The following is a 24,285-nucleotide window of genomic DNA, read 5'->3' on the forward strand; positions in this document are numbered from 1 at the left end:
CTCCCCCGCCCTGCAATTTTCGCTATCGGACCGCGGCGCCAGAGACGGCGGTGACGATGTATTTCTGGAAAAAGAGGTAGACGATCAGGATCGGCGCGCCGGCGAACACCGCCTGCGCCATCAGGAAGCCGATGCCTTCGGACTGGGCGAAATTGGTCTGTGTCGAAGCCATGCCGACGGTCAGCGTGTACATGTCCTTCCTGGTTGCCGAGATCAGCGGCCACAAGTAATCGTTCCAGGCGCCGAGGAAGGTGAAGATGCCGAGGGTTGCCTGCGCAGGCACCGTGAGCGGCAGCAGCACCTTCCAGAAGGTCCGGAACCGGCTGGCATTGTCCAGCATGGCGGCTTCGTCCAGCTCCTTCGGGATGGCCTTGAAATATTGGGTCATCAGGAAGACGCCGAACGAAGCCGACAGGCCGGGGAGAATGAGCCCGTGATAGGTGTTGTGGAACTTCAACATGCTGAAGATCTGGTGGCGGGCGACGAGCACGGCCTGTTCCGGCACCGCCAGACCGAAGAGCACGATCACGAACAGGACGTTTTTCCCGGGGAAGTTCAGACGTGCAAACCCGTAGCCGGCGAGCGACGACAGGATCAGCGTACCGAGTGTCAGCCCGCCCGAGACGATTATGCTGTTGAGCACCCAGAGAAATACCGAAGAGGTGCCGATGGTGTTGATGTAGTTCCTGAGCGTGTAGGGTGCGCGAAAAACCGAATTCGGATCGGCCATCAGCTCGGCATTTTCCTTGAGCGACAGGCCGATGACCCACAGAACCGGCGCGATCATGGCGATCGAAAGCAGGATGACGAGGGCCAGCAACACGCGGTCGCCAAATGCGCGTCCCTTGATGGAATTGGCTGGCGCGCTCATGCCTGATCCGCCTTGTTGCGTGCGACGAGGTACTGCGCCATGGCCGCGATCAGGATCAGAATGAACAGGATTTCCGATGCCGCGGCGCCCATGCCCAGATCCCAACGACGGAATGCGGTGTCATAGATGTAGAGCACGATCGGCTTGGTGAGATTGTTCGGGCCGCCGCGCGTCATCAGCCAAGCCTGGCCGAACAGCTGAAATTGCAGCACGATCTGGATAATGATCACCAGGATGAAAGTGCGTTTGATCGACGGCAGCGTAATCGAGCGCAGCGTCTGCCAGCGATTGGCATTGTCCAGGGCTGCGGCTTCGTAAATATCCTGCGGAATCTGCTGCAGGGCCGAGAGAAACAGCATCATCGGCAAGCCGATGCACCACCAGACAGTGGCAATGGCGATACCGATCATCGCGAGGCTGGGGTCGGAAATGAAAGCCGGGGCGGTTGCGCCGAACCATCCGTAGATCGTCGACAGAAGGCCGACATTCGGAATGAACACGATGCGCCAGATCAGTGTGACGATTGTGACCGACAGCACCGAGGACGAAAAGAAGAGGGTCCGCAGCACAGCGGCGGTACGCGTGCGGCGGTTGAGGCAAAGCGCGAGAAAAAGGCCGATCAGCGCCAGCGTCGGCACTGTCAGAAGCACGAAGTAGAAGGTGTTCCAGACCGATTGCAGGAAGACCTTGTCGTGAAACAGCCTGACATAATTGCCGAGACCGACAAAATTTCCGGACGAGAACGTGTCGGCCTTATGGAAGCTCAGCCACATCCCCCAGAGGAGCGGAAAGATGAGCAGCGTCGTGAAGAAGAACAGGAACGGCGCGACGAAAACGAAGTTTCGCCATTGCGGCGCATAGATATCGATGCTGGGAGCCCTGACGCTCGCTGCCGGCGCCGCGGTCCGCGGCATCGTCATCCGGTCGGCCATATCAAGCCTCCCTCGCGTGCCAGGCGCGGCCGGCCGCGTTGAACAGATGCGACTTCTGGCCGTCGAAGGCGAGCCCTACCTTGTGGCCGACAGCGACGCGGCTGTTGCCGACATCCGAGCCGACGATCTGCTGGCCATCGCCGAGACTAATGTAGATCAAGGTGCGCTCGCCAAGCCGCTCGAGCACATCGACCACGCCATCGGCATTGCCCTGTCCGGCAGGAACGATGCGGACATCTTCCGAGCGGATGCCGAAGCTATACCTATCGTCGGTCAACAGGTCGGAAGAAATCGCGGTCCGAACCGATATGCCGTCCGAAAACGTGGCCGTGGCGTTGCCACCCGATCTGTCGAGTGCCGCGTCGACAAAATTCATCGCCGGTGCGCCGACGAAGCCGGCGACGAATTTGGTCGCGGGGCGCTCGTAGATTTCCATAGGAGAGCCGATCTGCTCGATCCTGCGATTGTTCATGACGACGATGCGGTCGGCGAGCGTCATGGCCTCGACCTGATCGTGGGTGACGAAGATCATCGTCGATTGCAGGCGCTGGTGAAGCTGGGCAAGTTCGAGGCGGGTGCGGGTGCGCAGGGCCGCATCGAGATTGGAGAGCGGCTCGTCGAACAGGAAGGCCTTCGGTTCTTTCACGATCGCACGGCCGATGGCGACACGCTGGCGCTGGCCGCCCGAGAGCTGGCCCGGTTTGCGTTCGAGCAAATGCGGCATTTCGAGGATGCGGGCGGCTTCGTTGATCCGCGCGTCAATGACCTCGCGCGACATGCCGATATTCTCAAGCCCGAAGGCCATGTTGTCGCGCACCGTCATATGCGGATAGAGCGCATACGACTGGAACACCATGGCAATGCCGCGCTTGCCCGGCGGCAGATGATCGATGCGCTCCTTGTTGATGGCGATTTCGCCGCTATCAACAGTTTCGAGACCTGCGATCATTCGCAAAAGCGTCGATTTCCCGCATCCGGATGGACCGAGAAATACGATGAATTCGCGTGCCTTGATGGAGAGCGACAGATCCTCCAGCACCGACATGGCACCGAAGTGCTTGCTCACATTCCTGATTTCGATATCGGCCGTCACTTCGACGCTCCTCCTCAGCGCATGCACTTTCCGACAACACGCCCGAGGTCAGAGCTTCAGGCGTATCATCTGGTAGGAATAGGCCGGCAGCGACAGGCTCAATCTGCCGTCAGTCACCGAGGCGCCAACTCCCTTCCGGGGGCCGACATTGCCGGGATTCCCGGCTGAATTGACGGCTTTCAGATCGGCGTGCGTCATCATTTGATGATCGACGATATCAGCCGCGCCGAAACCGGTGATGTCGATCACGGTTTCGATCGCCTCGCTCGAATGGCGGTTGACGGCGAAGAAGGTGACATGGCCTGTTTTGGTGTCGTGCACGCCGGCCACATCGACATAGGAAACGTCGCCAGCGACGGTGGACTTGTAGGTCGGGCATTCCACCTTGAGATCCAGCGCATTGCCGCGGCCGTAGATCGAGGCATAGAGATAGGGATAGTAGATCGTCTGACGCCATGCCGGGCCGTTGGGAACGGTCATGATCGGTGCGATGACGTTGACCAGTTGCGCCAGGCAGGCGATCTTGACCACATCGGAACGACGTATGAAGGTGTTGAGGATCAAGCCGACCTGCAGCACGTCCTCGAAATTGTAGATGTCCTCGAGCAGCGGCGGGGCGAAGGGCCAGCCGTCATTGCCGCCCAGGATCTTCTTGTCCTGTTCCTTGGAATGGTACCAGACGTTCCATTCGTCGAACGAGATGTAGACCTGCTTGCTGGAGCGCTTCTTGGCCTTGATGTAGTCGATGACGCCGGCGACCGAAGCGATGTAGTCGTCGAGTTTCTCGCTCATGGCGAGGTAGTTCGGCGCGTCATTGGCTTCGTTGTCGAAATACATGTGCAGCGAGATGTAGTCGACCTCGTTGTAGGTGTGGTCGAGTACGGTCGCTTCCCATTCGGGATAGGTCGGCATCTTGGCATTCGAAGAACCGCAGACCACCAGTTCGAGCGACTTGGAAAAGGCGCGCATGGCCTTGGCTGTCTCATGGGCCAGGCGGCCGTACTCGTCGGCGGTCTTGTGGCCGATCTGCCAGGGGCCGTCCATTTCGTTGCCAAGGCACCACAGCTTGACGTCGAAGGGCTCCTTGCGGCCGTTGGCGATACGCTTGTCGCTCCACTCACTTCCGCCTGGATGATTGGTGTATTCGAGAAAGTTGCGGGCTTCATCGAGGCCACGCGAGCCGAGATTGACGGCAAGCATCATCTCGGTGTTGGCGGATGCGCACCAGTTGGCAAATTCATGCAGGCCGACTTCGTTGCTTTCCGACGTATGCCAGGCGAGGTCGAGGCGCACCGGGCGTTCTCCCTTGGGGCCGACACCGTCCTCCCAATTGTAAGCGGACACAAAATTGCCGCCGGGATAGCGGACGATCGGAACGTTGAGTTCCCTGACCAGATCGATAACGTCTTGACGCATGCCATTGGCATCCGCCGTCGGGTGGCCCGGCTCATAGATGCCGGTGTAAACTGCCCGCCCCAGATGCTCGATAAAGGATCCATACAGCCTCGGATCGATTTCCGAGACGACATAGCGCGGATGCGCCGTAACGGCTGCCTGCATACATTCCTCCCACAATATCACAAATGATGATTTAAATCACCTTACCCGATATCAAAGGCGACTTGGCAGCCTTCGTCAAGTCAAAATAGGCAAAAGTCTGACAATTGAACTATGATTTCGGCAATAAGTGATTTCATGCCATTGAAATTGCTTAGTTATTTCAAAACCCGGTTTGATGATATCAACCGGTTTTGATCCTAAGCAGAATGTCCTGGTCGTAATTTCCAAACCCCTTGCCGAAAATATTGATCCCACCGGGACGCTTGGCGTCGTCCTTGACGCCAATACGGATGCGGATTGAATGATGGCTCTTGAGGTCGAGCGCGGAGAGGCTGGTTTCGGAAATCCTGAGGCCGTCGACATAGGTGCCGTCAGTGGAAATTCGCCAGTTCTTCAGCTTGCCATATTGCGAGCCCTTGAGCTTCCACCAGGAGGGCGTGAAAACGCCACGCTTGTCGCCGAAATCGCCGGGTGACGTCCAGGTGCCGACATCGACGCCATTGATGGTCAACGTGATGTCGGAGGGCCAGTCGGCGCTGGTGCCCGGCACCTCCGAGGACAGTTCCATTGCCACTTCGAGTTCGGTGATCTCGGCGTTGGCGAGCTTGGCGTTGTTGGGGAACTGATATTCGACAAAGCCGCGCGTGAACCACAGCAGCCCGGCTTTCATACGGTCCGGATCGAGGAACGTGTTCGGCACATCGAGCAGACCGATGATGCCATCCGGAGAACACAGGCCGCAGGGCGCCGTCACCTCGAAACCGGTGTAAAGCCCGATCGGCATCGACACTTCGATCGCGTTGTTCCTGACCGCGCGATATTCGCTCTTGAAGACCACGAGCACTTCCTCGGCGGTCGGATAACAGATCTTCTGGCTGCCTTTCTTCGCCTTCTGGTTCTCGGTGCGGATCAGGCCAGCATCCTCGAGCACCTGGATATTGGTCGAGACCGTCGATTGCGGCAGCGACAGCACGGCGGCGATGTCATTGACATTCATCGGCCCCTTCTCATGCAGCAATTTCAGCATGGAGATGCGTGCCAAAGAGGCCAGCCCCTTGAGGACGGCAATGTCCTTCTCGGGTTCGATCACAAGAAAATTGCGACTCATGAATTTGCCAACCCTGTGCGAAATCTATATCCGAAATTACCTTGTATATCGGGATAACTGATTTAATCAATGCGCTGGCTGGGCCTGTTTCTGCTCAAACCGCGGAGCAGGGCTGACCAACATGCCGAGCCGCACGCGGAGACCGCGCGGTACTGGCGACAATCCACCCACAAGGTCTGATCGAATTTGCACATGTCACCACGAGCATTTGAAGCCGTGCGTCGGTCGACCGACCAAGGTCAAATCGATCTCGGTAATGTGCCAGCGGCCGAGATTGGCGGCGTAAAGTTTGTTGCCTTTGAATGCGATGTTGGTGGGATGCGCGAGCGTCGTCGCGGCCGAATCCTCGATCAGTGTCTCGAGTCCCCGGTCCTTGCGCCAGCAATAGATCCGGCTGGGCTCATAACATGAAATGAACAACGAGCCGTCCGGAGCGAAGGCTAGGCCATCCGGGACGTTATGCACGCCTTCGACAACGACCCGTCGCGGCCCAGCCGCACCGTCGGCAAGGATCGGCACGTGGCTGACACACGACGCATTGCTTTCCACCACATAAAGCCCGCTCCCCTCCGGCGCCATGGCCATCCCGTTGGCGAAGGACATCGCCTCCTGGCACCACAGACGGCCCTCGCCCGTCTTGAGATCGTAGCGGAAGATGCCGGAGCGATTGTCCTCGCCGACGCTGTCCGACACGTAGAGCCAGCCCCTCGCCTCGTCGACGATGGGATAATTCGGCACGCGGATGCCGGACGACGCGAAGCGTTCCATGCGCGCGGTTGCGGCATCCCAGCGAAAGATCGCGGCATGCTTCAGGTCGCAGGCAAAACAGTTGCCGGCGCTGTCGAAGGCTATGCCAAGCAGGAAGCCATCCGTGCCGCCCATGCGTTCGACCGAGCCGCCGTCGGCGGCAAGCCGCAGGAGGTCACCGGTTTCGGTGCCGCACCAGATCGACCCGTCACGGTGGACAGCCACGCCCTCCGGGTGCGCGACGCGAGGGCTGGTGAAGATGCCGTCGAAGAAAACGCGCGCCGCGGACATGTCGAGCAACGGCTTTACCATGGGGTCCTCAGCTTGCGATGTACGATCTCTGTGCGACGATGCAGCGCTCGACCATCGCGCGGTCGGCGGCGAGAATCTCGGCGATCAGCGCACCGCGCTCCTTGGCGCTGACAAATTCGAGACGACGCAGGCCGAGCGGGTCGATGCGATTACGCAGAACAGCGAGCGCATCGCTGGAAGGCAACGGGACCTCTCGGCAATCGGCGTCGAAGGTCACCGCAAACCCGGTGGCGTCGCGGATTTGCTGCTGCATGACGCCTGGCATGGTCTCGATGACGATCAATTCCCGGGATATCCGGTCGAGCCGGAAGACGCAGAGATCGGTGAACACCAGCGCCTTGCCGGTGCGATAGCCCATCGGCTCGCGCTCGGCCGGCGTCAGCAGCCCGCGGGCGGAACTCGCGATCTCCACCTCGTCCACCAGCGACTGGACCGAATGACGTGGAATGTAGAGCAAATAGTCGCGGTGCATGTTGGCGACATCGGCCATGCCGCCTTGCCCTGGCAACCGGATCAGGCCGCCGCTCGGTTTGCGCAGCGCGATGGTGTTGACGCGACCACGCCGGTCGACTTGTGCCGCGCCGACGATCTCATGCGTCACGGCACCTGCCTGATAGTGGGTCGAGTAGGTGTCGTCGCCGCCGGCATGCGCTACCGCAGTCTCGCAATCCAGGCTTTCGATCAGCGACAGGATCATCGGGCTCGGCGCGATGTCGAGATGGCCGCAGCTCATCGTCGCGATGGTCATGTCGGGCGCGTGCGTTGCCTTGGCCAAGCGGTAGGCGACGTTGGCCAGCGGCGAGACAGCGCCGGCGCTGGCAAAACTCTCATTGTCGAGTTCGGCGGCGATGCGGCCTGCAATGATCTCGTCGATGGATGCTTTCTCCTCACCATGTGCGAGCGCCGGCATTGCGAGGGCCGTTTTGGCGCGAACCTTCGCGGCCTTTTGCAGCGGCTTCGGCACGCCATCGGAGGGCAGCCGCAAACTATCCGCCAAGAGCGTTTCGCTGGCCGCCAATCCCTGCGCAAGCGCCTGATAATCGGTGACATAGAATGGCAGGCAGGACGCCGGCCAGGCGCCACCCGGCGCTAGCGCTATGGCCGAAACCTGGTTGCGAGTGAGGATGCTTTGGCGCCCGTCCCGCCGCAGCGCCCCAACCGGGACGATTTCCTCCACCGTGACCAGCACCTTGCGCGCGGCACCCGCCATGGCGAAGTCCAATGCGCGCGGCCCAACGATCTGCACATTGCCGCTTTCATCCGCGCGCTGGGCGTGGACGACGAACGTATCGAGGCGCAGCGGCGGGATGAAACCGGTGTCGGTCCCGGCGATCGGATCAGGCCCGGCGCTCGCCCCCGGCACGCGCGCCAGCATGTCGGAACCCAGGGGCAGCTGAAACGGCATTGACGGCAGGTTCTGCTGCGCTGCCCGTAACGCCTGGATCATGGCCAGCGCTGTCCAATCGCGAACCGGTATCGCACCAGTTTCGGCGGCAGCGCGGAAACGCGGCGGCAGGCCGAAAATGTCGAGGCTGGAAAAGCAGACATCGATCTCCGCCACCGCCCCCACTTCGAGCAGCAGTTCGAGCGGCAAGCCGCCGGCCCAGCAGACGTAACGCAAATCCTTGACGCCCGAATGGGCGATCGCGCGCAGCAATGCAATCGGCAACCGAGCGAAATGGTGACCGCCGACGCCAAGCGAGTCGCCTTGTCGGACCATCGCGGCCAGCCCTTCGATCTCAGTGAAGCGCGGCCGGTTCGACTTGACCAGGGACATTGCGGCACGATCATTCACAGCGCGGACGCCTCGATGCGGTAGCGGGTCACGAACGGCTTTTCGGCTGAGAATTCCAGTGCCGTCGCAATGCCGGATTGGGCGATGGGGTTGTCAGCCAGCGCGGTCGCCGGGCCGAGCCCGAAGGCTGAGCAGATCGGCTCGATGCCGATGGCGACATGACGCCCATTCCAGGGAGCCGCCTTGCGGCCGCGATTGGAGTACCAGAGCAGAAGGCTGGGGAAATGCTCCTTCTGCCAGGAGAGCTCTACCCGGTAGCCGTCCTCGTGGTTGGCAAGCGCCGCCACACCGTCGACGCCCTCGATCTGCAGCAACTCCTCCGTGTCGGCGGCCAGAGGAAGCAGCGAGGCATCGATCGCACCCCCGCTGCGCGATGGCACGGCGCTCAGTTCGAAGAAGGTTTTGGTTCTTGCAAACAGCGCTGCGCCCGGTTCCACGTCGTGTGGATAGGTGCGGCCTTCATCGAAACCGCCGAGCTCGAGCGCGGCGGCGCCTGTCTCGAACGGCAGCCGGAATACCGGGTGCAGGCCGATCGGCAAGCGGCAGGCCCGGCGGACCGCGATCTTGAATTCAATGTCGATGGCCGGCGCCGATTGATCGGGCGTAATCGTCCGTTCGACACGCTCGACAGGACTCCCTTTGGGATAGTCCAGTACCAGCGACAGCGACCCGCTCTCGCTGTCGCGCCAAGCCCAGTCATGGTTGGAGCTGTGGCCATGGACTTCTTCGTCAAGCTCCGGCGGCCCCATCACGCGCGTCCAGCCCTCGGGCCATCCACCGGCGGGCACTGAATAGCCGAAGGGCACGCAGGGCCACTCGCCGCGCAACCGGCGCAGGATGCCCGGCAAGGCTTCCGCCCCCGGCTCGTGCGACCAGGGTGCGATGTGCATCGGCGAGATTTGCCGGCCGTCCGCCAGGAGGAACGTGATGGACGCCAGCATCGCGCCGAGCCGCTGCACGGTCAGCGCGCCATGCGCCCAACCCAGCCCACGATAGTCATCATCGACGCTCACGGCCCGGCCTTTTTCACCTGCGCTCCGCTCTTGTCGGCAAACGCCTTGACGCGCTGCTGGCCGATCTCGCCTCGGTAGAGGTCACCCAGCATGTCGCGCTCCATGGCGAGGCCATCGGCCAGATTGCCAGACACGGCGTGCGCCGTCAGGGCCTTCAACCCTTCGATCGCCTCGGCCGGTTCGGCGGCGATCATCTGCGCCAGCTCAAGCGCGCGCGGCATCAGCCTGTCGACATCGACGACCTCGTTGACCAGGCCGGCAGCGATGAATTCGGAAGCCGGCACGATGGCACCGGTCATCAGCAGAAGGTTGGCACGGTTGCGGCCGAGCTTGGCGACGCTGCGTTGCGTGCCGCCACCGCCGGGAACCAGCCCCAGCTTGATCTCCGGCAGACCGAGTTTCGCGAACTGGTTGGCGATCACGATGTCGCAACACAGCACCAGTTCCATGCCGCCGCCCAAGGCAAAGCCGTTGACCGCCGCGATCACCGGCTTGCTGTTGTTCTCGATCGCCGCGTACATGCGCATGCCCGCAGCCTGGAACGTGTCGAACTCGGCGGCGGTCTGCGCGGCGTATTCCTTGATATCGGCGCCGGCCATGAAGCCGCGACCTTCGCCGGTCACCACGATCGCCCCTACACCCGCATCGCCTGACAGGGCCTCGAAGGCGTCGGTGATCTCGCCTTGCATCATCCGGTTCATGGCGTTGAGCTGGTCGGCGCGGCGGAAGGTGACGACCGCGACGCGGCCCAGGATTTCGACCGTGAGTGTCTGGTAGACGCGCATTGTCAGGCCGCGTCCACGGTCATGTCGCCGGACGCCTCCAATGCTGCGATTTCCTCCTTGGAGACGCCGAACTCGGCCAGGATCTCGCGGCCATGCTGGCCGACCAGCGGCGCCGGCCGATCGATGGTCGCGGGGGTCTCGCTCATCTTGACCGCGGGTGCCACCACCCGCACCTTGCCGCCGCGCGGATGATCATAACTGGTGATCATGCCCATATGCTTGACCTGCGGGTCCTCTGCCGCACTGCGGATATCCTTCACCTCGGCGCACCAGATGTCGGCCGCCAGCAGCCGTGCCAGCAGATCCTGCGTAGCGAATTTCTTCGTCTCCGCGTTGACCTTCTCGAACACCTCGTCGCGCTTGTCGAACAGGGTTTTCAAATCGTCATAGACGGCAAGCTGCGGCGCCTCCAGCACCTCGTAAAGCGTCTTGAACGGGCTCATCGCGATCGAGATGTAGCCGCCGTCCTTCGCTTCGTAGATGCCGAACGGCGCCTGCATGCCGGGATGGCCGATTCCGGAATTGGGCCGCACGAAATCCTCACCGAGGTTGAGCACGGCGACATATTCCTGATTGAGATGCGCCAGCAGGCCGGCCAGCAGATTGACCTCGATCTTTTGGCCTTTGCCGGTCTTCTCGCGATAATAAAGCGCCGACAGGATGCCGTAGACCATGTTCATGGCGCCGATCTGGTCGGCGAGTCCGGCGCCGGCCGGAACCGGCGCCTGATCGCCGCGGCCGGTGTTGGCAATCAACCCGGCAAGCCCCTGGATCAGCATGTCCTGGCCGGGGCGCTCGACATAGGGGCCTTCCTCACCATAGCCGGAACCCGAACAATAGATGATGCGCGGATTGACGGCCTTGAAGTCCTCATAGCCATAGTCGAGCTTGGCCAGCACGCCGGGGCGGAAATTCTGCACCACCACATCGGCGCTCTTGGCCATCTCCATGATGATGGCGTGCACCTTGCGGCTCTTCAGGTTGAGGGCAATCGAGCGTTTGTTGCGGTTCCAGGCGAGGAAATTCGGGCTCTCGGAGCCGCCCACCCATTTTGCGAAGAAGGTCATGCCGCGGAACATGTCGCCGGCGCCGGCGCGCTCGACCTTGATGACATCGGCGCCCATGTCGCCGAGCAGCTGCGTGGCGAACGGCCCCTGCAGCAAATGGCTGAAATCGAGGATGCGGACGCCTTCGAGGGCCTTGTTCATTTCATGTCTCGTTTCGTGTTTTCAAAGCAGTTCGGGAACGTAGCGCGGTGCGGCGGTCAGCCCGCCATCCACACGCAGATCGGTGCCCGTGGTGAAGCCCGCGGCATCGGAGGCGAGATAGATGGCGGCCTCGGCCACTTCGGAAGGTTCGCCGATGCGGCCGAGCGGATGCATCTTGACCCAGGCCTTGGCCAAGTTGCCGCCGATCTCCTTGATCAGCCTGTCGTTCATCGGCGTGTTGATGGTGCCCGGCGAGATCGAATTGACGCGGATGTTCACCGGCCCAAACTCGACCGCCATCTGGCGCGTCATCGCCATCACCGCGCCCTTGGCGCCGGCATAGGCGGTCCAGCCGTCGAGGCCGATATGACCCTGCGCCGAGGCCATGTTGATGATCGAGCCGGACTTCTGTGCGATCATGTGCGGCAACGCGTATTTGCAGCCGCGAAACACGCTGGTCAGGTTGACCGCGATCAGCCGGTGCCATTGCTCATCGGTCATCTCGTGCACCGGCATGCCGCCAATGGCGATGGCGGCATTGTTGACCAGGACGTCGAGGTGCCCAGTCCTGGTGACAGCGCTGTCGATGAGGCCGGCGATGTCGGCCTCTTGAGAGACATCGCAATGCACGTAATCGGCCTGACGGCCGGCGGCGCGAAGCGCGGTCGCGAATTCCTCGCCCGCGCCGTCGGCTATGTCGCCGAGGAAGACATGCGCGCCTTCACGCGCCATCGCTTCAGCGATCGCGTGCCCGATGCCGTCGGCGGCACCGGTGATGACGGCGGTTTTCCCTTCGAGACGAGCCATGTCAGCCTCCATTCGTGCGCCGGCGTTTCGCCTCGTCGAAGGCGACCGCGGCGATGATGATCATGCCGGTGATGACCAGCTGCCATTCGGTCGGCAGGCCGAGCCCGCGCAGGCCGTTGGACAGGAACTGCAGGATCAGCACGCCCAGCGCCATGCCGGTCAGGCTGCCGATGCCGCCGGCAAGGCTGACCCCACCGAGCACCGTCGCGGCGACGACCTGGAATTCGAAATTGAGCCCCGCCGTATGCTGCGCCGAGCCGACGCGCGCGGCGAGAATAATGCCTGCAACGGTCGCCAGCAGTGAGCTGATGATGAAACAGATGAACTTGACGCGCCGCACGTCATAGCCAGCCAGCCGCGCCACTTCCTGATTGCCGCCGACGGCATAGATCTGCCGTCCGAACGGCCGATGCCGCATCATGTAGGCGAAGGCGGCGAGCAGGATGATGGCGATGACAGCCGAATAGGGGATGGTGTTGAACAGGCGGCCATCCGACAGAGCGATGAAGCTGTCGAGGCTGGCATCGTCCGGGATGGCGCGCTGGCCGGTGTAGAGATAGACGCCGCCACGCATGATGAACATCGTGCCCAAGGTCACGATCAGCGAGTTGATGCCAGCATAGGCGGTGAGATAGCCGTTCACCACGCCGATGATCAGCCCGAACAGCAGCGCGCAACTGACGCCGAGCCACAGCGAATTGGTGTCGTTCATGACGATGACCAGCGGCAACGCAATGGTCGCGAGCAGCGAGCCGATCGAGATGTCGACCTCGCCGGAAATGAAGACGATGGCGCAGCCAATGCCGGCGATCAGCGGCAGCGACGCCTGACCAAGCACGTTGGTCAGATTGCGCACGGAGAAGAAATTCTCGACCGTGAAGGAAAAGAACGCCAACACCAGGATAAGGCAGACGAGCAGCGCCAGTTCCTGCCGGGCAACGAGCCGCACCAACATGGAGGGTTGGGCCTTTGCGGAAGCCGTGACTGCAAAGCTCATCGCATGCTCCCTTCGAGGCGGGGCTGATCGCTGGATGTCATCATCTTACCCGATCGCCGCATTGAGGATCTTCTCCTGTGTGGCTTCCGCGCGCGACATAATCACGGTCAGGCGGCCTTCGCACATCACCGCGATCCGGTCCGCAAGACCGAGCAGCTCCGGCATCTCGGACGTCATCATGACCACCGCCAGGCCCTCGCCGGCGAGCCGGTCGATCAGCGCGAAGATTTCCGACTTGGCACCGACATCGATGCCGCGCGTCGGCTCGTCGACGACGATCACTTTCAGGCCCCGCATCAGCCAACGCGCGATCAGCACTTTCTGCTGATTGCCGCCCGACAGGTTCTTCACCTGCTGGAACAGGCTGGGCGTCTTGATGCGGAAACGGTCGACATAGTCCTGCACCGCTTCGTGTTCCTTCGCCTTGTCGACGAACCCCAGGCGGGCGAAAGCACCGAGCGAGGCCAGGCTTGCATTCTGGTAGACAGGCAGTTCGCCCATCAGCCCTTCGCTCTTGCGGTCCTCGGTAAGCAGACCAATGCCGAGCTTGACGCCGGTGCGCGTATCGTGCGGCGCGAGCCGGCTGCCGTCGACGGTGATCGTCCCCGCGGTGATCGGGTCGTAGCCGACGATCGCCTTGGCGAGTTCGGTGCGGCCCGCGCCCATCAACCCGAAGAAGCCGAGCACCTCGCCGGCGCGCGCCTCGAAGGAGACGTCGGTCAGCTTCTTCGCCGTGCTGAGGTTCTCCACCGACAGCGCGACCTTGCTGCCCGCCGCGCCACGCTGGCGGGGAAACAGATTGTCGATGCGCCGGCCGATCATGTCCTGGATGAGCGTGTCGTTGGTGTGCTCGCCGATCGGCCTAGTCGAGATGTGGCGTCCATCGCGCAGCACGGTCACCGTGTCGGCGATCTCGAAAACCTCGTCGAGCTTGTGGCTGACATAGACCACCGCGATGCCAAGGCTGGCCAGCCGGCGGATGACTGTGAATAGCAGCGAGACCTCGTTCGGCGTCAGCGAGGATGTCGGTTCGTCCATCACCACGACGCGGGCTTCATGGGCGAGCGCACGGGCGATCTCGACCATCTGCTGCTGGCTGACCGGCAGCGATCCCGTGCGTGCCGCCGGATCGACGTTGAAGCCGATGCGGTTGAACAGCGCGGCAGAATTGGCACGAATCTTCTTCCAGTCGATCGAGCCGGCCCTGCCGGTCGGATAGCCTTCCAGGAAGATGTTCTCGGCAACGGTGAATTCGGAGATCAGCGCGATCTCCTGAAACACGACCTTGATGCCTTCCTTCAAGCTGTCGCGCGGCGACTTGATGTCGACCTCGCGCCCGCGCATGCGGATGATGCCGGCATCCTTGCCGTAGACACCAGCCATGATCTTGATCAGCGTCGACTTGCCGGCGCCGTTCTCGCCCATCAAGGCATGGATCTTGCCGGGCTCCAGGCTGAAGTCGACATTGTCGAGCGCCACGACGCCGGGGAAGCGCTTGTCGATGCCGCGCAGTTCGAGCGCCGGCACGCTGGTGTCGATGGCCGCGCCTTCGCCAGGGTGAAGGAAATCAACGGACATTGGCTCTGTTCCGGATGATGTCGAGATAGGTTGCAAGGATGATGACGACGCCCGGCACGACCATCTGCAGGTCCTGGTTCCAGCCGAGAATGATGATGCCGTTGTCGATCACCTTCAGCACCAGTACGCCGAGCAAGGTGCCGAACAGCGATCCACGGCCGCCGAGCAGGCTGGTGCCGCCGAGGATGACGGCAGCAATGACCGTCAGTTCGAAGCCGCGGCCGGCGGTCGGCTGGCCGGCATTCATCAGCGACGACAGGATCATGCCGGCAACGCCGACGCAGAGCCCGGTGAGAACGAAGGCAAACAGCTTGAGGCGCTCGGAGCGAAGGCCGGACAGGCGCACCGCCTTTTCATTGGCGCCAACGGCATAGAGGTAGCGGCCGAGCGTGGTGAAACGCAGCGTCACATAGGCAACCACGAAGATCACCGCCGCCAGAATGACGGGGACCGGCACCGCGCCGACGTAGCCGGCGCCGAGATCGGTGAAGCTCGCGAGCTGATTGTGGTTCTGCACCGCCTCGCGCGTGAACAGATAGACGCCGCCTTGCAGCATCATCATCGTGCCGATGGTGGCGATCAGCGAGTTGACCCGGAGCCTGGTGACGACCAGCCCATTGAACAGGCCGATCCCGCCGGCAAAGGCAAGTGCCGCCAGCAAGCCGAGCGTCAGGCTGTGTGTAGAATTGAGCACCGCCATGCCGATGCAGCCGACGAAGGCGAGTGAAGCGCCGACCGACAAATCGACCTCGGCGGTGATGATGAGCATGGTCATGCCCGAGGCAACGATCAGCACCAGCGCGCATTGGCGCAGAATGGCGATGATGTTGGCCTCCGAATAGAATTGCGGCGCCGCGATCGAGATGGCGATGCACAGCACAGCCAGGATGACACCCAGCACAAGCTGGCCGCTGCCCAGCAGCTGGCCGCCGACAAGGCGCTTCGGCGCGGAGGCGTGTATAAGCTCGCTCATCTCAATCCATTCCGGGCCGCCGTGGTTCAGGCGCCCTTCCCGCAATGCGGGAAGGGCAAAGTCGGTCGGCTTTATTTCTTCAGGTCGGCGGAGGTCTTCATGCACTTTGCCGGCGGCTGCAGTGCGTTGACGGCATCCCATTTGATGGTTCGGGTGGTGCCGTCGTAGTCGTAGAACTTCTTCCAGTCCTCGCCGTTCATCGGCGCGGTCGGGCTGACGATGTGCTCCGGCACTTCCTCGCTGTTGAACAGTTTCACCGCGGCATCGATGGCGGTAAAGCCTTCCTTTTCCGGGAACATCGCGGCCTCGATACGATACGATGGCTCGTTCTGCATCGCGTTGATGAAGGCAAGCCCCTCGCCGCCGGTGCCGACGGTCAACAGGCCGTCCTGCGGCTTGCCGGCCGCTTTCCAGGCTTGCAGGCCGCCCAGCGACGACGAGTCGTTGATGCCGTAGATGATGTTGATGTCGGCGTTCTTGGCGAGTGCCGCCGAAGACACTTCAAGCGCGCGGTCCGGATTGCCGCCGCCGTCAAGGTCGTGGATCATGACCGCGTCAGGGATGACGGTCTTCAGCCCGTCCATGAAGCCGTGCGAGCGCAGCACCGTGGCGGAAAGCAGCGGCAGGCCGACATTCATCACCTTGGCAACGCCGCCGAGCTTTTCCTTGGCATATTTGCCGGCCTCGACCCCGGAGAAATAGCCGGTGTCATAATCGCAGATGGCGACCATCGTGGTCATGCCCTTGACCGGATTGCCCTCGAGCACAACCGGAATGTTGGCGGCTTTGGCCTGACGCAGCAGCGGCACCACACCTTCTTCATTCACCGGCGTGATGATCAGCACATCGACGCCCTTGGCGATGAAGTCTTCGGCCGCGGCGACCTGCTTGGATATGTCGAGATTGGCGTCCTGCACCTCGACCTCGATGCCGAGTTCCTTCCCGTGAGCCTTCATGCCCTTGATGACGTTCTGGTACCATTCATGGGTGGCGTAGTTGGTGACGTAGCCGATGCGCTTGGGCATGTTCTCGGCATATGCAGCCGCCGCGCTCAAGGCCAGCGCGGCCGCGGACGCAAACAGGATTGACTTGGACCAGTGCATTTTCTTCTCCCAGGTTTATCGCTTTTGTTAATCGCTGAACGGGTAGTCCCGCCGTTCCGGGTCGGCACGTAACGAAGAGTTGGATTCCCCCCAACCGAGTTCCGCCGATATCTTCTCGGCGGCTGCCCGGGTGCGTTCGAAGACGGTCTGCCGGTCGAACCGTGCCGCCTTCTGCGGCAGCAGCGGGACCGTGAGTGCGGCGATGACGGCACCGATGTGATCGCGCACCGGCATGGAGATGTTGGTGCAGGCTTCGACGGCCAGCGAGGCACGCATCTCGTAGCCGAGCCTGGCCACCTCGTTCAGCCGTGCCTCGATTTCGGCCCGCGTGCCCTGTCCTTCGCCGGCGGTCACGATGCGATCGACAATGCGGTCGCGCTCGGCCCGGTTCGAATGGGCGAGCAAGACCGCGCCTGAACTGGTTTCGAGGATCGGGAAATGCGACCCCAAGGCAACCGAGTAGCGCATCGGCAGCGGTGAATCGATCTGCAGCACCACCAGCGCGTTCTGGCCTTCGCGCACCACGAGGTGGCAACTCTGATCGGCATTGGCGGTCAACTCACGCATCACCGGCAGCGCGCATTCGACCAGCCGGTTTACCGGCGGGTGCATATGCGCCAGCTCGAACAGCTTCAGCGACAGGCGGAAGCGGTCCGACTGCGTGCGAAAGATGTATCCGCGCTTTTCCAGCAGGAGCAGGATGCGGTAGATTTCGTGAATGGAGCGCCCGAGGCCGGCCGCGATCTCGGTCTGGGTCAGCGTTTCGGCGCTGGCTGCCATGAACTCAAGGACGTCGAGCGCCTTGTCTACCGCCGGCACACGATAGCCGTTGCGGCCGCTTTCGCTGTCGTCGAGCGTCTCGGTAACGCTGGCGGCCATCACGCAATGCTCCGTTCCGGTTGCCTGGTTTCGCGGTAGAGGCGATTCACATGGTCGGCGAGTTCGGCAGCCGAAATGTCGCCGGCAATGGCGGCCGCCGCATGCGGCGCGCATTCGCGGAAGAAGGCGATGAAGCCTGAATGCGTCGGACGCAGATAGGACGAACTGATCGTCGCAAGCGTCGAGCTGAAGAAATTGCCGGTGAGATGGTTGACCTCGACATCCATCCAGGCCGCCAGCGATCCCGGCTGTCCGCCCGACTTCACATAGTCGCCGCGCTGGTATTCGGGCGAGCACAGGAACACCGCGTAGTCGATCGCGGCCTGCTTGTGTTTCGACCGGGCGCTGACGCCGATGCCGGCACCGCCGAGCAAGGCTCCGGCGGAGTGCGGCGTCGGCACGTCGGCAAAGCGCAGACACGGCCTGTCACTCCTGGAGGCATAGTTCACATAGCCGAACGCGAAAGGCACATAGACCACGTCGTCATGCGCGATCATGTGGTCATAGCAGCGGATCGGGTTCCATTTTGATGAGTTCGGATGCGACAGCGCCGCGAGCTCTCGCAATTGAGTGACGGCCTGCTCGACCGTCTCCCTGGCAATGAATTGCCCACCGTTCTCCTGTGGGCGGCCAAGCGTCAGAAGCATGCACATGGCATCCGTCGGGACCGAGGGCAGGCCGAGCCATTTGCCGTTCTTACGGGCGCGCCGACCAAGCTCGACCACCTCGTCATGTGCGCGCGGCACCGGCCCGTAACACTCCAGGAGATCCGGGCGATAGGACGCGACCTGACAAGCGGCATCGATCGGCAACGCCCATTGGCGTCCGTCCTTTGCGTAGGAGCGCCAGGACGCACCGACCGAATCGTGTTCGAAGAAACGGATTTGTTCGGCCGACAGATAGGCGTCGAACGGCACCATCAGCTCATCCTGCGCGATGTCGCCGATGAAGGGATGGTCGAGCACGACCAGATCGTAATTGCCGAGCACCGAACCGAGAGCACCCTCGCCGAATTCATAGAGGCTGCGGCGATCCCATTCGATTTCAAGGCCTGGATTGCCAGCGCAATACGGCGCCACGCTGGCGTCGAGCGGACCCCAGCAGCGTCGATGATCCCACGCAAGACCGCGCAGTCCTGTCATTTCAGGCAATTCCTCCCTGGCAACCGAGCAAGTCCGCCCGGCCCGCAGTCGTAGCAGCTATTTTCACATAGACAAGTAACTTTTACATATGCAAATTACAGTTGGCTTCCTGACGGCTTCATGCCAGCCCGAAGCGTTCCACGGCGCGCATGATGCCACGCAGCTCGGCGAGGCCTTTCAGCCGCCCGATCAGCGAATAGCCGGGATTGATCCTGGTCTTGCCGATATCGTCGGCGAGCAGATGGCCGTGATCCGGCCGCATCGGAATGCGCCAGTCGGCGCGGCCCTCCTTCCGGCGCCGCGTCTCCTCCTGCATCAGAGCGAGGATGACATGCGCCATGTCGGTGCCGCCCTCCAGATGCTCGGCCTCATAGAACGAACCATCATCCTCGATGGTGATGTTGCGCAGATGGGCGAAATGGATGCGGCCGGCGAACTCCTTAACCATGGCGACAATGTCGTTGTCGGCGCGTGTCCCGTAGGAGCCTGTGCAGAACGTCAGGCCATTGGCGGGGCTGTCGACGGCGTTGAGGATGAAACGCGCATCCTCGGCGGTCGAGACGATGCGGGGCAGGCCATAGAGTGAGAAGGGCGGGTCGTCGGGATGGATGCACATGCGCACCCCCTCCTCTTCGGCCACCGGAATCATCTCGCGCAGGAACCACGCAAGGTTGTCGCGCAGCTCCTTCGGTCCGATCGCGTCGTATTCCGCTAGGGCCTCGCGAAAACTGTCCCTGTTGTAGCTGCGCTCCGTCGCCGGCAGGCCGGCGATCAGGTTGCGCTCGATCCTGTCGATCGCCTCGCTGCTCAGTGCCTTCAGTCGCGCTTCCGCTTCGGCGATGCGGGCGGCACTGTAGCCAGCCTCGGCATTCTTGCGCTTCAGGACGAACAAATCGTAGGCCGCGAAATCGACCGCGTCGAAACGCAGCGCATAACCTGTTGTCGGAAGCCGATAGGCCAGATCCGTGCGGGTCCAGTCGACCACGGGCATGAAATTGTAGCAGACCGTCGCGATGCCGGCCCTGGCAAGTGCGCGGATGCTGTCGCGATAGAAGCCGGCGTAGCGCTCGCGTTCCGGTGCGCCGATCTTGAAGGAATTATGGACCGGAATGCTCTCGACAACCGACCATGTCAGATCAGCGGCCTCGATGATCCGCTTGCGCTCCAGAATGCTCTCGAGCGGCCAGGCGCGCCCGTCATAGATATCGTGCAAGGCCGTCACCACGCCTGTCGCGCCTGCCTGCCTGACATGATCGAGAGTTACCGGGTCGTTCGGTCCATACCAGCGCCAGCACTGTTCCATGAAGCCTCCTCAATGTTAGCAAGGCGACCATATTGTTGGACCACAGACCTGTCAACAAGCTGAATTCTTCTGGCGGCGATCCTTTTTCCCTCTTTTGCCGGGCGCCGATTGATTTCCTATCCGATTGGGCCTAGGCTTGGTCCAACAAATAAGGAGAGACAACGCCTTGGATCAAGAAGCGACGGAAGATGCCGGAGTCAGCAGTTCGGCCGTCGACCAGACTGTGCGGCAGATCCTTGACCTCATTCGGAACCGCGCCATGTCCGTCGGCGACGTCCTGCCAACCGAGCGGGACCTTGGCGAGCTATTCGGCGCCAGCCGCAACACGATACGCGAGGCGCTGCGCACCATCCGCACCTATGGCCTGATCGACCCCAAGCCGCGTGTCGGCGCGGTACTGGCCGACCGCCAGAATATCGCGATCCAGAATTTCTTCGCTGCCCAGATGGATATTTCAAGGACCTCCTTTCACGACATACAGGGGTTTCGCCGCATCATCGAAGTGAGCATCGGCGACCACATCATCCTCAATGCCAGTGCCGCCGAACTCGATGTCCTGGACGAAGTCAACGGCCTGATCGAAACCAGCAAGGACGTCCAGGAAGCCGCGCAGCGCGATTTCGATTTCCATCTGGCGCTGATGAAGCTTGCCGGCAACCGCATGCTGGTGCAGACCTATCAGTTCCTGTCGCCGGTCATCCTGCACATCATGACCGTCGGCAAATCCATCCGTCCGGTGCTGAGCGAAACACGCCACGCCCATGGCGAGATCATCGCGGCTCTGCGGGCGCGCGACCGCATCGCTTACAGCTACCTGATGAGCCGACATCTCGATTTCGGCCTGCGCTTCGTTCCCGACGACCTCGAAAACGCTCGCACCTCGCCGGCGCTGCCGGACCCGACATCTTCCAAGGATTTGCAGCATGTCTGAGTTTGAGAACAAGGTTGCGCTGATCACCGGCACGACCGGCATCGCGCTCGCCACCGCGAAGCGCCTGGCGCAGGGGGGTGCTGCGATCGTCGCCTGCGGCATCGATGAGGCAGCCAATGCGGCCATGCAGGAAAGCCTCGCCGGAGCCGGAGCGAATGCGCTGGTGCAAACGGTGGATGTTTCGGTTTCCGACCAGGTTCGCGACGCGGTCGCGACCGGCGTCGCGAAATTCGGCGGCATCGACATCATCGTCAATTCCGCGGCGGTGCATCCTTACGGGACAGCGACGACAACCGACTGGGAAACCTGGAACCGCGCAATGACGGTCAATGTCGGATCGATCTACCTGATAGCGCATTTCGGCATCCCGGAAATGATCAAGCGTGGCGGCGGCGCCATCGTCAACGTCGCTTCGGTGCAGGGCTTCGCCTGTCAGCAGAACGTCGCCGCCTATGCCACGACCAAGGGGGCCATCCACACGCTGACGCGATCGCTGGCGCTGGACTACGCGGCGGCGGGTATCCGGGTCAATTCCGTCAGTCCAGGCTCGATCCGCACGCCGATACTCGAGAAGGCCGCGCGCGGCGACAGCGGCACGGATGCCGATGTCGAGGCTGCCTACAAGCGCTTCGGCGCGGCCCATCCGCTTGGCCGTATCGGCGAGCCGGAAGAGGTGGCGGAGCTGATCGCCTTCCTGTGCTCGTCGAAGGCCGGCTTCTGCACTGGCGCGGACTACAGAATAGATGGCGGCCTAACCGCCGGTATCGGCGTGAAATAGAGCCATGAAGATCGGTCTTGGCCTTTACCGGGAGTCGCTGACCCCTGATAATTTCCGCTTCGCCCGCCAGGCAGGCGCCACCCACATCGTTGCCCACCTCACCAACTATTTTCGCGGCCGCGATCCTTCGCTGTCCGCCGGCAGCGAAGCCGAGGGTTGGGGCGATTGCTCCAGCGATGAGCTTTGGGATTATGAGGATTTCGTCGGTCTGCTGAAGACCGTGCGCGACAACGGCCTGGAAATCGCCGCGATCGAGAATTTCTCGCCGCGTTTCTGGTCGGACGTGCTGCTCGGCGGTCCTGACAGGGCAAAACAGATCGAAGGATTGAAGCGCCTTGTTCGTGATGCCGGACGTGCCGGTATTCCCTGTATCGGCTACAACTTCTCGATCGCCGGCGTCTGGGGCTGGTCGCGCGGCCCATTCGCTCGGGGCGAGGCGATGTCGGTGGGGCTCGACCTCGCTGCCATCGATCCCGATCTGCCCCTCCCCGACGGCGTGGTCTGGAACATGCGCTATCGTGCCGGGCGGCCCAATGCCGAGCCCGTGTCTGTCAGCAGCGACGAGCTCTGGCAGCGTCTAGGCGTCTTCCTCCAGGAACTCGTTCCGGTGGCCGAAGAGGCCGGCGTCATGCTGGCGGCGCATCCCGACGATCCGCCGGCCGAAGCGCTGCGTGGCGCCGCGCGGCTCGTCAACCGGCCGCAGAAATACGACCGGCTGATGGGCATCGTCGACTCGCCGTCCAATGGGCTGGAGCTCTGCCTCGGCTCGCTGCAGGAAATGCCGGGCACCGACGATATCTACGGACACGTCCGGCGCTTCGCTCGAAGCAAACGCATCGGCTACATCCACTTCCGCAATGTGCGTGGCAAGGTGCCTAACTATCATGAGACTTTCGTCGATGACGGCGACATCGACATGGCCGAAATCATCCGCATCCTGCGCGATGAAAACTATGACGGCGTGATGATCCCGGACCATACGCCGGAGATGTCCTGCGACGCGCCCTGGCACGCCGGAAAGGCCTTTGCCTTGGGCTACATGCGTGCGCTGGTCCAGAACGCTGCGGCGCTGGGGCCTTCTCGGACCGCCCAAGCCACCAACATCCGGATGCAAGCCTCATGACAAAATCGACGCGCCTCTATGATCTCAAGCCTGGTGAGATCCACGTCGCCAGTGGCGCGTCGCCACGCTACGCATTGGGGGCGAACTGATACCGACCTGAGCGACGATTCTCGGTGTGTCCGTACCCCGCCAGTAGTAGTGCGGCCCTCGCACCGGTTGCGACACGGCGCGCCATTCGCGGACTGAACGACGCCGCTTCAAGCGATCGCGCTCGGCTTCCGACCGGATTACGGCAAGCGTCGCCGGCGACCTGCCGGGCGTCAGTCGAGCGATATGGACAGCCCCGCGAGAAGCGGCGCGTACGCGGCGAGCCTGCGGGATACGAATTCGGTGAAGAGCCTCACGCGCTTCGTCTTGCGTGTCTCCCCCTGTGTGAGGAGCCAAACTGTTCCGTACAGGTGCAGGTCGGTACCCGGCACCCTCACCAGTAGGGGGTCGGCATCGCCAACGAAGCACGGCAGTGTCGTGATCCCGAGCCCTTGCCGTACGGCAACGATCTGAGCCTCGGCGTCCGAGGTCCTGAATGGAACCCCCGTGGCGCGGACCTCACCCTCGCTGGCCCAGTCCGGGATTCCATGAATGCTTATGACGATCCACCGGATGGGATCAGGCGCGCCCGCACGCCACGCGGCTAGTCGATCGCAGGACATGTAGACGCCGCCGAACAGCTCCGGTCCCTTCAGGCCGTGAAGATTGAGCGGCAGGGTTTTGCGGTCGTAGACGACGCGGATCGCGACGTCGGCCTCTCGATTGGTCAGATTTGCCAGCTCGCCGGACGACAAGATTTCCATCTCGATGTCCGGATGCAGACGCGCGAAATCGGCGAAGTCCGGCATGAGCAGATGTGTCGCCAGGGGCGGCGCCAGCGTCACCCGCAGAAGCCCGCGCACGCTCTGGTCGCGCCCGAAGACGCGCGTCTCCAGCTGGTGCGACGACGCTTCCATCTGGTTCGCGAGCTCGAGGACCTCCTCGCCCGCGGCCGTCAGGCGGTAGCCCGAAGGCAGCTTTTCGAACATCTGCGCCCCTAGGCGTTCCTCGAGCTGAGCGATGCGTCGCAGCGCGGTCGAGTGATTCACCCCGAGGCGCTCGGCGGCGGCCCGCACCGAGCCTGCGCGCGCGACGGCAAGAAAGTAGCGGACGTCATCCCAGTCGATCATGGTGCAATCCAGCACCGCGCGGTGCGCCTTCCAAAGCCCGTATCTAACACATCGAACAGCAGTACGGATGGTCATAATAGCCTATGTCGA

22 protein-coding genes are annotated in these 24,285 nt (G+C 62.4%); 3 read left to right on the forward strand and 19 right to left on the reverse strand.

Annotated features, from left to right (window positions below; all coding sequences use genetic code 11):
- Window positions 1–22: 22 nt before the first annotated feature.
- The 18 genes from NKH03_RS13275 to uxuA all read right to left on the reverse strand — a co-directional run bounded on the left by NKH03_RS13275 (window position 23) and on the right by uxuA (window position 20,206).
- The gene (locus tag NKH03_RS13275; protein WP_352968702.1) at window positions 23–871 is read right to left on the reverse strand and encodes a carbohydrate ABC transporter permease; all 849 of its coding nucleotides are present in this window, start codon (window positions 869–871) and stop codon (window positions 23–25) included.
- Window positions 868–1,803: a carbohydrate ABC transporter permease gene (locus tag NKH03_RS13280; RefSeq protein ID WP_502913513.1), complete on the reverse strand. Its 936-nt coding sequence runs from the start codon at window positions 1,801–1,803 to the stop codon at window positions 868–870. Before NKH03_RS13280 ends, NKH03_RS13275 begins: the two co-directional genes overlap by 4 nt.
- Window position 1,804: 1 nt before the next feature.
- Window positions 1,805–2,896 (reverse strand): ABC transporter ATP-binding protein, encoded by a 1,092-nt coding sequence (locus NKH03_RS13285; protein WP_352968703.1) that lies wholly within the window; start codon window positions 2,894–2,896, stop codon window positions 1,805–1,807.
- 48 nt (window positions 2,897–2,944) lie between these two features.
- Entirely contained in the window at window positions 2,945–4,456 is a 1,512-nt protein-coding gene (arfA, locus tag NKH03_RS13290; RefSeq protein WP_352968704.1) for an arabinosylfuranosidase ArfA, read from the reverse strand.
- 181 nt (window positions 4,457–4,637) lie between these two features.
- Entirely contained in the window at window positions 4,638–5,564 is a 927-nt protein-coding gene (locus NKH03_RS13295) for an ArsR/SmtB family transcription factor (RefSeq protein WP_352879435.1), read from the reverse strand.
- A 195-nt stretch (window positions 5,565–5,759) separates the two neighbouring features.
- A complete protein-coding gene (locus tag NKH03_RS13300) occupies window positions 5,760–6,623 on the reverse strand; it encodes an SMP-30/gluconolactonase/LRE family protein (RefSeq protein WP_352968705.1) in 864 nt (287 codons plus the stop codon).
- Between the two features lie 7 nt (window positions 6,624–6,630).
- The gene (locus NKH03_RS13305; protein ID WP_352968706.1) at window positions 6,631–8,418 is read right to left on the reverse strand and encodes a CoA-transferase; all 1,788 of its coding nucleotides are present in this window, start codon (window positions 8,416–8,418) and stop codon (window positions 6,631–6,633) included.
- Window positions 8,415–9,431, reverse strand: a complete 1,017-nt coding sequence (locus NKH03_RS13310) for a hypothetical protein (protein ID WP_352968707.1) — start codon at window positions 9,429–9,431, stop codon at window positions 8,415–8,417. Before NKH03_RS13310 ends, NKH03_RS13305 begins: the two co-directional genes overlap by 4 nt.
- Window positions 9,428–10,216 carry an enoyl-CoA hydratase/isomerase family protein gene (locus tag NKH03_RS13315; RefSeq protein WP_352968708.1) on the reverse strand — a complete coding sequence of 263 codons (789 nt, stop codon included), beginning with the start codon at window positions 10,214–10,216 and terminating at the stop codon, window positions 9,428–9,430. The genes NKH03_RS13310 and NKH03_RS13315 overlap by 4 nt, the downstream gene beginning before the upstream one ends.
- Window positions 10,217–10,218: 2 nt before the next feature.
- On the reverse strand, window positions 10,219–11,424 hold the full coding sequence (locus NKH03_RS13320) for a CaiB/BaiF CoA transferase family protein (RefSeq protein ID WP_352968709.1): 1,206 nt from the start codon (window positions 11,422–11,424) through the stop codon (window positions 10,219–10,221).
- A 21-nt stretch (window positions 11,425–11,445) separates the two neighbouring features.
- Window positions 11,446–12,231, reverse strand: coding sequence for an SDR family NAD(P)-dependent oxidoreductase (locus NKH03_RS13325; RefSeq protein WP_352968710.1), 786 nt, complete (start codon window positions 12,229–12,231; stop codon window positions 11,446–11,448).
- Between the two features lies 1 nt (window position 12,232).
- The gene (locus NKH03_RS13330; protein ID WP_352968711.1) at window positions 12,233–13,228 is read right to left on the reverse strand and encodes an ABC transporter permease; all 996 of its coding nucleotides are present in this window, start codon (window positions 13,226–13,228) and stop codon (window positions 12,233–12,235) included.
- Between the two features lie 45 nt (window positions 13,229–13,273).
- On the reverse strand, window positions 13,274–14,806 hold the full coding sequence (locus NKH03_RS13335; protein ID WP_352968712.1) for a sugar ABC transporter ATP-binding protein: 1,533 nt from the start codon (window positions 14,804–14,806) through the stop codon (window positions 13,274–13,276).
- Window positions 14,796–15,779, reverse strand: a complete 984-nt coding sequence (locus NKH03_RS13340; protein WP_352968713.1) for an ABC transporter permease — start codon at window positions 15,777–15,779, stop codon at window positions 14,796–14,798. The genes NKH03_RS13335 and NKH03_RS13340 overlap by 11 nt, the downstream gene beginning before the upstream one ends.
- Before the next feature lie 71 nt (window positions 15,780–15,850).
- Window positions 15,851–16,882, reverse strand: coding sequence for a sugar ABC transporter substrate-binding protein (locus tag NKH03_RS13345; RefSeq protein ID WP_352968714.1), 1,032 nt, complete (start codon window positions 16,880–16,882; stop codon window positions 15,851–15,853).
- A gap of 27 nt (window positions 16,883–16,909) precedes the next feature.
- Complete coding sequence (locus NKH03_RS13350; RefSeq protein WP_352968715.1) at window positions 16,910–17,761, reverse strand: IclR family transcriptional regulator; 852 nt, start codon at window positions 17,759–17,761, stop codon at window positions 16,910–16,912.
- Window positions 17,761–18,903, reverse strand: a complete 1,143-nt coding sequence (locus NKH03_RS13355) for an extracellular solute-binding protein (RefSeq protein WP_352968716.1) — start codon at window positions 18,901–18,903, stop codon at window positions 17,761–17,763. Before NKH03_RS13355 ends, NKH03_RS13350 begins: the two co-directional genes overlap by 1 nt.
- Window positions 18,904–19,021: 118 nt before the next feature.
- The gene (gene uxuA / locus NKH03_RS13360) at window positions 19,022–20,206 is read right to left on the reverse strand and encodes a mannonate dehydratase (protein ID WP_352968717.1); all 1,185 of its coding nucleotides are present in this window, start codon (window positions 20,204–20,206) and stop codon (window positions 19,022–19,024) included.
- A gap of 223 nt (window positions 20,207–20,429) precedes the next feature.
- Here uxuA and NKH03_RS13365 point away from each other — a divergent pair, with 223 nt between their 5' ends.
- The 3 genes from NKH03_RS13365 to NKH03_RS13375 are packed head-to-tail and all read left to right on the forward strand — an operon-like array spanning window position 20,430 to window position 23,038.
- Window positions 20,430–21,137 carry a FadR/GntR family transcriptional regulator gene (locus NKH03_RS13365; protein WP_352879588.1) on the forward strand — a complete coding sequence of 236 codons (708 nt, stop codon included), beginning with the start codon at window positions 20,430–20,432 and terminating at the stop codon, window positions 21,135–21,137.
- Window positions 21,130–21,915, forward strand: coding sequence for an SDR family NAD(P)-dependent oxidoreductase (locus NKH03_RS13370; protein WP_352968718.1), 786 nt, complete (start codon window positions 21,130–21,132; stop codon window positions 21,913–21,915). The genes NKH03_RS13365 and NKH03_RS13370 overlap by 8 nt, the downstream gene beginning before the upstream one ends.
- Window positions 21,916–21,919: 4 nt before the next feature.
- Window positions 21,920–23,038, forward strand: a complete 1,119-nt coding sequence (locus NKH03_RS13375) for a mannonate dehydratase (RefSeq protein ID WP_352968719.1) — start codon at window positions 21,920–21,922, stop codon at window positions 23,036–23,038.
- Window positions 23,039–23,298: 260 nt separating this feature from the next.
- Here NKH03_RS13375 and NKH03_RS13380 read toward each other — a convergent pair whose 3' ends face one another.
- On the reverse strand, window positions 23,299–24,195 hold the full coding sequence (locus NKH03_RS13380; protein ID WP_352968720.1) for a LysR family transcriptional regulator: 897 nt from the start codon (window positions 24,193–24,195) through the stop codon (window positions 23,299–23,301).
- Between the last annotated feature and the right edge of the window lie 90 nt (window positions 24,196–24,285).

Source organism: Mesorhizobium sp. M1406 (assembly GCF_040317555.1).
Classification (GTDB): Bacteria; Pseudomonadota; Alphaproteobacteria; order Rhizobiales; family Rhizobiaceae; genus Mesorhizobium.